Source organism: Bradyrhizobium sp. AUGA SZCCT0283, assembly GCF_018130385.1.
Classification (GTDB): domain Bacteria; phylum Pseudomonadota; class Alphaproteobacteria; order Rhizobiales; family Xanthobacteraceae; genus Bradyrhizobium.
The window spans coordinates 1-9,718 of the sequence record NZ_JAFCLU010000070.1 but is presented as its reverse complement, the minus strand read 5'-3'; the positions used below and the strand labels follow the sequence as shown (position 1 = coordinate 9,718).

Annotated in this window: 7 protein-coding genes and 1 pseudogene; 3 read left to right on the top strand and 5 right to left on the bottom strand. The window is 58.9% G+C overall.

Features of this window, described 5'->3' with window-relative positions; translation table 11 throughout:
- A partial coding sequence (locus tag JQ624_RS37530; RefSeq protein WP_212423894.1) for a transposase occupies positions 1–357 on the top strand: 357 nt, incomplete at its 5' end.
- A gap of 634 nt (positions 358–991) precedes the next feature.
- Here the strand turns inward: JQ624_RS37530 and JQ624_RS37525 are convergent.
- Positions 992–1,939: an MBL fold metallo-hydrolase gene (locus JQ624_RS37525; RefSeq protein ID WP_212423893.1), complete on the bottom strand. Its 948-nt coding sequence runs from the start codon at positions 1,937–1,939 to the stop codon at positions 992–994.
- A 233-nt stretch (positions 1,940–2,172) separates the two neighbouring features.
- On the opposite strand from JQ624_RS37525, the gene JQ624_RS37520 reads away from it, so the two are divergent.
- A complete protein-coding gene (locus tag JQ624_RS37520) occupies positions 2,173–3,138 on the top strand; it encodes a LysR family transcriptional regulator (protein ID WP_212423892.1) in 966 nt (321 codons plus the stop codon).
- Between the two features lie 316 nt (positions 3,139–3,454).
- Positions 3,455–4,834 (top strand): enoyl-CoA hydratase/isomerase family protein, encoded by a 1,380-nt coding sequence (locus JQ624_RS39645; RefSeq protein ID WP_212423891.1) that lies wholly within the window; start codon positions 3,455–3,457, stop codon positions 4,832–4,834.
- Positions 4,835–5,186: 352 nt separating this feature from the next.
- On the opposite strand, the pseudogene JQ624_RS37510 reads toward JQ624_RS39645, so the two are convergent.
- The 4 genes and pseudogenes from JQ624_RS37510 to ligD form a co-directional block, all read right to left on the bottom strand.
- Positions 5,187–6,402 (bottom strand): annotated as a pseudogene (locus JQ624_RS37510) (tetratricopeptide repeat protein); the annotation flags it as partial.
- On the bottom strand, positions 6,299–6,901 hold the full coding sequence (locus JQ624_RS39880; protein WP_409334423.1) for an adenylate/guanylate cyclase domain-containing protein: 603 nt from the start codon (positions 6,899–6,901) through the stop codon (positions 6,299–6,301). The pseudogene JQ624_RS37510 and the gene JQ624_RS39880, both read right to left, overlap by 104 nt.
- A gap of 345 nt (positions 6,902–7,246) precedes the next feature.
- Entirely contained in the window at positions 7,247–8,296 is a 1,050-nt protein-coding gene (locus tag JQ624_RS37505) for a substrate-binding domain-containing protein (protein ID WP_212423890.1), read from the bottom strand.
- 327 nt (positions 8,297–8,623) lie between these two features.
- Complete coding sequence (ligD, locus tag JQ624_RS37500; protein ID WP_212423889.1) at positions 8,624–9,544, bottom strand: non-homologous end-joining DNA ligase; 921 nt, start codon at positions 9,542–9,544, stop codon at positions 8,624–8,626.
- Positions 9,545–9,718 lie beyond the last annotated feature (174 nt).

The window sequence follows — 9,718 nt, the reverse complement described above, 5'->3', positions numbered from 1 at the left end:
ATCGGCACTGGAGACGTATTCTCCAAAGGCCGCGACTTCGGCGCCTGGCTCGGACTGGTGCCCAAGCAGATCTCGACCGGAGACCGCACAATCCTCGGCAAAATCTCCAGGCGCGGCAATCGCTACCTGCGCGTTCTGTTCGTGCAGGCGGCATGGGTTGTGCTGGTCAGGATAAAGGACTGGGAACGTTACGGGCTCAAATCCTGGATCGAAGCCGCCAAGAGGCGGTTGCACCACAACGTGCTCGCAATTGCGCTCGCCAACAAGCTTGCCCGCATCGCCTGGGCGGTGCTGGCTAAAGGACGCGCCTTCGAGCTGACGAGGACCGACGATGCAGGCGTCGTCCGACCCGCTTGATCCTCGCGCCGTGCTCGGCGCGGTCAAGGCGCAGCCTGGCAACGCCGGAGCCAGCCGCAAGCCAAGCGCGACGGCCGGCCTTGACCGCCCCTGCGCGCGACGCGATCGCCGTTCTGCGGGCCGGGACGAAGGAACGGCCCTTGGCTCGAACAAAGGAACTGCACGCGGTATGAGGAGCAAGCGATGACGTAACCCAATCAACAGTTTCCAACCGAGGCCTGCGAGAGGATGAGACGAGATGGAGGTTCGGTCTTCCGAGCGCGTGCGAACACTGGTGACCCACATGGCCCGGTTGAGGCCTGTCCGTTAATGAGAACGCACGCGCGCTGATATCCATGATGGCCCGGAGCACCACTGCTCCAATCCAGAGGCCGGATACATTGATGCAAGACCGCTCACCGCCAACTCGGCGAAATCTTCTTGCAACGCGCGGCCGGACCATACATGTGGGTCAAACTGAGAAGTCCGGGCGTTCGACCGGCTGGTCGGCTTTACCCCCAACTCCGGACATGGCATTGCACCGAGCAGACTGACGCTTTGTGCCACAAACGGACCTGTGAGCCAACGGCCCCATTCGCAGACGCTACCGAGCCCGTGTTACTTAAGAGAACAACACGAGCGCCTAGCAGGAAGATCAAGGCTTGGCGGGCCTTCGGACTTCGACCTTCTCACCAACTTCGATTACCATCAGATCTTCACCGAGTTCCAAAGGACCTGAATAAGTCTTCCGCGTTGGTGGAATCACATCTTGCTCGGTGGCGTTTGGCAACACGATGTGTGAATACACTGCGAGCTTAGGATTTGTCCGCGTGAACACTTGGCCTGCCTGCTCTGGAGTGGTGTGGAGGGGGAGAATATTTGCCGTCCGCTCTGCCGGAACTCCAAGGCGCTGGAACGTCTCAGGCGAGACAACATTGTGAATCAGTAGATCAACGTTTTGGGCGTGTCGGATCAAGTTTTCAGAGATGCGGGTGTCGCCGGAGACCACAACCGAGTGGCCGGAAAAATCGATGCGATAGCCAAACGCGGGTTTCACTGGCGCGTGGTCCACTTCGAACGCGGTGATCTTCACGCCGCTGTTCTCATATACGACACCTTCGGTAATGTCCTCGGCGAGGAGGACTACGCCGTCTGGTGGTGCCCGGTCGTCGTATAATCGAATCCGGATGTCGTACTCGAAAGCCTGCTCGAGCAACGACATCATGCGCTCGGTTCCTCTTGGTCCCCACACCGACAGTGGTCGATCACGCCCCGGCGCGCCCGCAATCCAACCCGTCAGCCACAGATCCGGGAAGCCGACCACGTGGTCCGAGTGCAGGTGCGTGAGAAAGACGCCGTCCACATTCTGCCAGCGCACCTTGATCTGGTTGAGCCGCTGAAGAGCGCCGCGGCCCGCGTCGAAAATGAACTTCTGCCCACCCGCTTCGACGAGGGTGCTCGGTCCGAACCGGTTCATCACGGCCGGAGGACATCCTGTGCCCAAGAGGGTAACCTTGATCCCCTGCGCCTGCGTGGTCACAGTGAGAAGGGCACTGATAAATAATGCAGTAACGATTACTTTGCAGCGAATGGTGGAGACCATGTTGATCCGTCCTACTTTGGTTCTGAATCCAACGCTCGTGTCACACACCTTCAAGGCGTTGGTCACGAATGGGGGCCTCTCTCCAAATCTTCGGTAGGTCCGGCGTCTAGCCAACAGACATCCAGCAACCCGCAAGCCCGTTTGATCGTGACATGCGGATTATGCGCGGTAGAGACATACATATCCAATTCTGATATGGGATCGTTGCATAACCATTTTGATAGGTACGCGCCATGAGGTGGGTCGATCGTATCGGACGTCGTTTCAAGCTGCGAGACCTGCATATTCTGGTCGCGGTGGTACAGCGCGGCAGTATGGCGAAGGCTGCGGCCGATCTCGCGATATCGCAGCCCGCGGTGTCCAAAGCGATCTCGGATATGGAGCATATGCTCGGTCTTCGCCTGCTCGACCGTAGTCGCAGCGGCATGGAGCCGACGGCCTACGGCCGCGCCCTTGTCATCCGCGGCCGGGCTATTTTCGACGAACTCAAACAAGGCGTCGAGGAACTCGCATTTCTCTCGGACCCGAGCGTCGGAGAACTGCGTATAGGTAGCACCGAAAGCGTCGCGGCTGCCTTTTTGCCTGCTGTCATTAGGCGTTTCTCGCTCGAGCAGCCACGCGTCAGACTCGACGTCGCGCAAACCGTCATGAGCACGCTGCATTATCGCGAGTTGCGCGAACACAGCATCGATCTACTGATCGGCCGCGTTCCGGCGCCGTTCGAGGAGAACGACCTCGAAGCCGAAGTTGTATACAATGATGACGCCGTGGTGATTGCGGGTCAGCAGAGCAAATGGGCGAAGTCACGCAGGCTCAAGCTCACCGACCTAGCCGGCGAACGCTGGATATTGCCGCCGCCTGATACAATGCATGGCGCAGCTGTACAAACATTGTTTCGCGACAATGGGGCCGAAATTCCACCTACGCCCCTCACAACCCTTTCAATTCATCTATGCCTCCGGCTGGTCGCAGGCGCACAATTTGTGACAATTCTGCCAGCCTCGGTATTGGGCTTCGGCAACAGAGATGAATCTCTCAAGGTCCTTCCAATCAAGATTCCCATGAAGCGGCGGCCTGTTGCAATCGTAACTCTCAAGAACCGTACGCGCAGCCCGGCTGCAAAGCTCTTCATTGAATGCGTCCATAGAACGGTGAAAGAAGACGTCAAGGCTCCGCGGAACTCATACAGCGAGAAGTAGCCAATCAAAGCAGGACGTGCTGAGAAGGAACGTCTACTTCGGGTCAATCGCGTCGATTTGGTCACGTCTCTGCCATGTCCGAACTTGCTCCGACTGCCGACGTGCGGCTAGCCGTTGCGATCTTCGCCTTCGGGCCAGTAGCGGAAGTATTTATTGCACTTGTTGGACGCGCACCGCCCCTCCGCTGGATGTCGATAGTTTTGGCAGCTTTACGACAGTATCTCATTTTCCCAGGATGCCCTTCGTCCTACACTCCCACGCCTGCCTCATTCCAAGGTGTCCAATGCTTTCAATCCCCCGCGAACAGCATTCCCAGGTGCTCGCCGCCGCGTTGCCGCGCGCCGAGTCCGAAGCCTTTCTGATCACCCGTAACCACGCTGTCGCAACCCTCGCTGCCGCCGATCTGCGTGCAGCGATCCGCAGCGGCCGCGCGCTGCTGGCACTATTGCCGCTACGCTCGCAGCGGACCCCGGTAGAAAAGGCGAGCGGCGAAGCGATCGTCCATCTAACGGCCGATGCCGCATGGCGCTTTTTCCGCCAGCATGCCGTCCCGATGTATCGCGACCTGACGCAGAAGGGCACCCGGTCGCTGCGTGTCGACACGCTGCTGTGGGAGGCCGCGGCGCGCTGGCCTGACATCCTGCCTTCCCAGGCCGAACTCGCGGCCGAGGGCGAGCGCATGCAGGCCGACAAGGACGGCCTCGAAATCCATCAGGGCCTGTTCGTCAGCCAGGTGCTGTCCAGTCCTCAGACCGGCCATCACTTGATCCGCTCCATGCTGCGCCCCCGGGCCGAATCCCTCGCGCTGCTGCCGCAATTCATCGCCACGGGTCGCGCCGATCTCGGCACCGCGCGGATCGAAGTGCAGGCCAGCGCAGGCTACGTGACCATCCACAACGAGCGATATCTAAATTCAGAAGATGACACAACTGTAGGCCCGCTGGAGATGGCGACGGACCTGATCTTGCTGCATCCCGGCGTGAAGATCGGCGTCCTGCGCGGCAGCGCAGTCGACCATCCGAAGTACGCCGGCCAGCGCGTGTTCTCGTCGGGCATCAATCTGACGCGCCTCTACCAGGGCAAGCAGAGCTACCTCTCCTTCCTGTTCCGCAGCATGGGGCTGCACAGCAAGCTTTATCGCGGGGTGCTGGTCGACCATGAGCCCGACAGTCTGGATGCACCGCTTGAGGAGCCCGAGCGCACGCTCGAAAAGCTTTGGATCGCGGCCGTCGACAAATTCGCCATCGGCGGCGGGTGCCAGCTTCTGCTGGTTGTCGACTATGTGATCGCCGAAGCAGGCTCGTATTTCAATCTGCCCGCGCGCAAGGAGGGCTTTCTGCCAGGTACCGCGAATATGCGATTGCCCCGGTTTGTCGGCGAGCGGCTCGCACGTGACGCGCTCCTGTTCGATCGCGTGTTTCACGCCGACACGCCGGAGGGCCGCCTGATCGCCAGTGAAGTGGTGCCATCAGGCGAAGTGGACCTGGCCATCTCGCGCTGCGTGGAAAATGCAATCGGATCGGGTATTGTCAGCCCCGGCGCCAACCGCAAAGCGATCCGCCAGCAGACTGAGCCGCTGGAAGCCTTCCGCAGGTATGTGACGACCTACGCCTTCGAACAGGCGTTCTGCCATCTGAGCGATCAGCTTATTGTTAATTTGGAGAAGCATTGGAACGCCAGGCAGCGCAAGCTGTGAGTTCGCGCTTGGGAACGTCGGCTTCGGGTCTTGGCTGTGTAAAAACGCAGCGCCGAGCAAATTGCAGAGAAAACTATTCCTTCGTAAGCACCGCTCTGGGTACCTGAAGAGCAAACTAAACTGCAGTGCCGCGGAATCTGAGAACTTGATTCTCTGCTCTTGGCGAGATTTCGCTTTTTCACACAGCCAGGGTCAATCGCATCGTTTTGGCCGTCGGCCGACTACTTCCGGTCTTCGCCCGGAAACGGACGTCGTCAGGGCCGGTCTGCATGTCTCAAACCTGCACAAAGGCGGAAGTCGCCGCTCCTGTTCGATCAGCTTGCCGCCACCGGCGAGCAAATCACTGCGCTGGTCAGTCGGGCAGTCCGGCTCGCCGCAATCCTTCCTGGTATCGCGAGATGTCTTCCGCACGCCGATAAGGGCCCAGCACGTCTTTGAGAGTGGAAACACGTAGCGCGGGATTCAGCTGCCGCAGTACGGCCAGTGCCTTGTACGCTTGCTCCAGCCGTCCGGCCATTGCACTGCTTGCGGCTTCGATCCGTAATCCAGTTTGAAAGTCCGGACTGTCATGCAATGCCAATGCCGCCCACGATGCCGCCTCGTCATAGCGGCCCAGGAAGAAATTTGCATGCGCGGTCCCGGCTCGCATTCCTGTCACAAACGGATCAAGTGGGCTCAGGCGCATGGCACGCGCGAAGCGCTCGATCGCCAGCTCCGGCTCGGCGAGCCAATTTTTTACCCAACCGCCGCAAGCCCACGCCTCGGCGAAATTGGAATTGAGCACAAGCGCGCGATCGATCAAGGCGGCGCCTACCTCGAGATTGCGAACCACATAAGCTAACGTATATCCGCTGGCGGCGAGAGCGTTCGCGTCATCCTTGCCCAACTCCACCGCCCGCTGAGCCAGCCTCTTCGCTTCGGCAATCTCGTTCGCTGTACCTGAAATCCAGGCATTGCTCTTGGCAATGACGTAGCAAAAGGCGGCACGACCGTAGGCTGTCGCAAAGTCAGGCTCGAGCTCGATCGCGCTGTTGAACAGGCGTAATGCCTCTTCGTTCGCTTGCCGGCTGGCAAACTGATAAAAGCCGGCCACGTAAATAGAGGGAATAGGCATCGAGGCTCTCGGTCGGCTTGCGCTTTGCACGCTCGATCTCGGCTTTTTCCACCGCCGGCGCGATTGCCCCGACAACGCTCTCGGTCACCCGGTCCTGCAGATCGAAGATGTCATCAAGCGAACCATCAAACCGGTCTGCCCAAAGATGTGCGCCGGTCGTGGTATCGACGAGTTGTCCGGTGATGCGCACCCGGCTTGCCGCCTTCCGCACGCTCCCCTCCAACACGTAGCGCACACCGAGCTCGCGCCCCACCTGCTTCACATCGACGGCGCGCCCCTTGTAGGTGAAGCTCGAATTGCGGGCGATGACGAACAGCGCCCTGAAATGAGACAGCGCCGTGATGATGTCTTCAACCATTCCACCAGCAAAGTAGTCCTGTTCCGGATCGCCGCTCATGTTGATGAACGGAAGCAAGGCGATGGACGGCTTGTCGGGAAGCGGGAGCGCCAGAGGCTGGCTCACAGCCGAACGTGATTGTACCGCGGGTTTGACCAGCCAGGCGAACCCGCCACGCCCGCATAGGCTCAGCAATATTCTTGAGGGGCTGCGGCCCCATATCATCACAGGCAATCTCGACCTTGCCCCGGACCTGCCGGTAGGCATCATCGGAGATGCAGACGCCGCCCGGCTCAGCAATTCCCTCCAGCCGCACTGCGATGTTGACGCCGTCTCCAAAGATATCATTTTCATCGACGATGATGTCGCGGACGTGGATGCCGATGCGCAATTCGATTTGCTTAACCTTCGGTACATCGATATTTTGTTCGGCTATGCAGCGCTGAATTTCGACGGCGCAGCGTACGGCATCTACGACGCTGCCGGACTCAACGAGAGCGCCGTCCCCGGTATTCTTGACGATGCGTCCGTGATGAACAGTGACTTTGGGATCAAAAAGCGTCTTTCTAAGAGCCTTGAGTTGCGCCAGCGCGCCTTCTTCGTCGATCCCTATCAAGAGGCATGAGCCGACGACGTCCGCCGCTAAAATAGCCGCCAGTCGCCGCTCGACGTGCTCGCTGCTCAAGACGCACCCCCGGGCTCGGGGAAAAGTGAATTTTCATATAGCACAATTGTGGGCCGATGTCTGGCTATGCCCATGTCCGAAACGGGTCATTCGAAAAATTACCCGGCACTCAAATCACGTACCGCGGCTAAATCTCCATAGCGCCCGCGGCACTGCTGCCGCCCACTTCCCCGCGATTTCGTGCCTTGGCGCTTTTCGGACGCCGGCCGCCGTAGCGCGTGGACAATCGTCATGCCGGCATCCGAAAACCTGCACAAAAGCGGTCATCCCGATTTTCTACGGATCAAGCCCCAAGGTCGCTCCAAACTCAGCGTCATTCATGCGCGCGAAATCGTACTGGGGATAAACGTCTCTTGCCCGGCTGAAGAAGAATTCGTCAAAGGCTCTCATAGCTCGGGGACGCAGAGGATCAGTGACATGACCCAAAGCGATCTTTGTAAAAAATGGCTCAGCGCCCGGAACCGCAACAAACTCGAACTGATTTGAGAATATCCGTGCCCAGTAGGAAACGAGATGATACCATGTGAAGGCTACGTCCGCATAACCGCGGGCGATCATTTCAGGAAGATCGCGATGCATGATGCCGAGGCGCCCTGGAAAACTCGGCACCTCCGCTGTGAACAAGGTGTCGGCCGTGGGCTTGCCAAGTAGGTTGTCGGCAGCAGCACGACACATGGCGCGAACATCGCCCGAGTCCGGTAGCGCAATCCGCATACCTGTCCGTACCACGTCGGCAAGGCCATGAATGCCGAGCGGATTGCCTTTGCGGACAAGCAGTGCGACGCCTCGATTCTTGCAGAAAAAACGCGCCTGTGGCTCGATCACACCCAATTGACGCAGCTGTCTCAATGGCTCCGGGTAGCCCATGAAGATGTCGGGGTAAAAACCGGAGCTGCGGTTTACGTCGAGCGTGAGATTGCCGAGCGCAACTCCTCCAGTGCGGATCATCTGTACGAGGATGGGCTGAGGCAACGTCACCAAAACGACATTGGTCAGATCGAGATTGGCATATTGCGGCTGGGATTTGGACCAGGACGCAAATGCACCGACAATATCGTCGCTCGAAAGCACCATCAGGTGATTGCCTTCGGTAAAGATCACCAAACTCGGCGGCGCACCGATCCGGCCAATCACGTCAAGCACGGTATCTGTGTGACCAACGAATAATCGAACGCCAGGCTGAAGCGTTGTTACAATCGGCCACACGAGCGGCTCAGGCGGTGTTTGGACCACCGCATTTTGCGCTGTGGTTGTCACCGATTGTGCTTTGCAGGTACTTAAGGCAACGGCACTCAGTGTGCCACCGAGGAATGCGCGCCTTATCATGTCAGCACCTCCGGCTTCTGCGGAAGTCTTAGTCTTAGCACATACTGTCCCCTCGCAGGACTGTCGCGCAACACGAATTTGGCTGCTCGACTTCCGTTCAGGGTCAAACCCGGAAATACCGGCTCGCGACCGGGAAGTCTGATCGCCTCCTGAAAGCGGACATTGGGGTTCTCGCAAAATCAGCAAGGTGTCAGCGAGACACAAGCTCGGCCGACGGTGCGACCTACAGCACCGGCTGGAGAAATCGTATCGCAAGGTAGACGCCAATCGCCGTGACGAATGCGATGCCAATCGCGATGGCAGTGTTTCGGACGACGTGGCCCCAGTTCATAAGGCTTCTCGGATGCCCCTGAAGAAGGGATGCCGCACCTTGCCTTCCGCTGACTTCGCACGGTACTCGATCTCGGCCAGAACCTCAGGCTCCACCCAGATGCCCTTGTGTGCGATCCTCTTGGCGTAAGGCTGTGTCTTGCGGATCAACGGCGTCAGGCGCTTGCGGAGGTTGGCAGCGGACGCCCTATCGAAGCCGTGATCGACCTTGCCCGCGTAGATCAGGTCGTCACCTTTGCGGCGGGCGAGATAGATGCCATCCCAATCGTTGTCCTTGAGAGCGAAGCCCGCGACCATCAGGGTCTCGCGCTGCGCGCAAGTCTTCTTCACCCAATCATTGCCGCGCTCGGAGGAATATTTGCTGTTGCGGACCTTCGAGACTACGCCCTCCAGCCCGACCTTGCAGGCATGGGCGTACATCTCCCTGCCGTCCATCTCAAAGCTCTCGCTGAACTGCACGTCGCTCCCGGCGATGATTTTCTTCAGGTGAGCCTTGCGTTCGAGCAGCGGCAACTTTCGCAAGTCAAAACCATTCAGATACAGGAGATCGAAGACCACCAAGACGATCTTGGTTGATTTGCCTTTCAACTCGTTCTGCAAAACGGAGAAGTCCGTGGTGCCGTCGTCGGCCGGAACGACGACCTCGCCGTCGATGATCGCCGAACCGGCTGCAATGTGCCACACATCGTCGGCGATCTTTCGGAAGCGTTTGGTCCAATCGTTGCCGCGTCGGGTGAAGACCTTGACCGCCTCGTTCACGAGATGGACTTGGACGCGGTAACCGTCAAATTTGATCTCGTGCAGCCAGCGTCCGCCAGACGGCACCTTTTCGGTCGCAGTCGCCAATTCTGGTTCGATGAAGCCGGGAAATGGCGCCTTAAGGCCGACGGCTGCGGGCTTTTTGCGCTGAAATGCCATGCATTTCCCCGCCGCTCAAAGTCGCAACGATAGCTGCCGCGTAGGGCCAGCATAGGTATCAACGAAGTCTTGGATATGCTCGGGCAGGGGCTCGCCTGCAATGTCGCACCGCGTCTGTATTTCTTGAGCGACATCTTTGGAAACGTCATCAGCCCAATGCTCCAACGTGTTGAA

Bases quoted from the DNA above. Each gene is read 5' to 3' on its own strand.
- JQ624_RS37525 (WP_212423893.1), bottom strand. From the start codon at position 1,939: ATGGTCTCCACCATTCGCTGCAAAGTAATCGTTACTGCATTATTTATC.
- JQ624_RS37520 (WP_212423892.1), top strand. From the start codon at position 2,173: ATGAGGTGGGTCGATCGTATCGGACGTCGTTTCAAGCTGCGAGACCTG.
- JQ624_RS37505 (WP_212423890.1), bottom strand. From the start codon at position 8,296: ATGATAAGGCGCGCATTCCTCGGTGGCACACTGAGTGCCGTTGCCTTA.
- ligD (WP_212423889.1), bottom strand. From the start codon at position 9,544: ATGGCATTTCAGCGCAAAAAGCCCGCAGCCGTCGGCCTTAAGGCGCCA.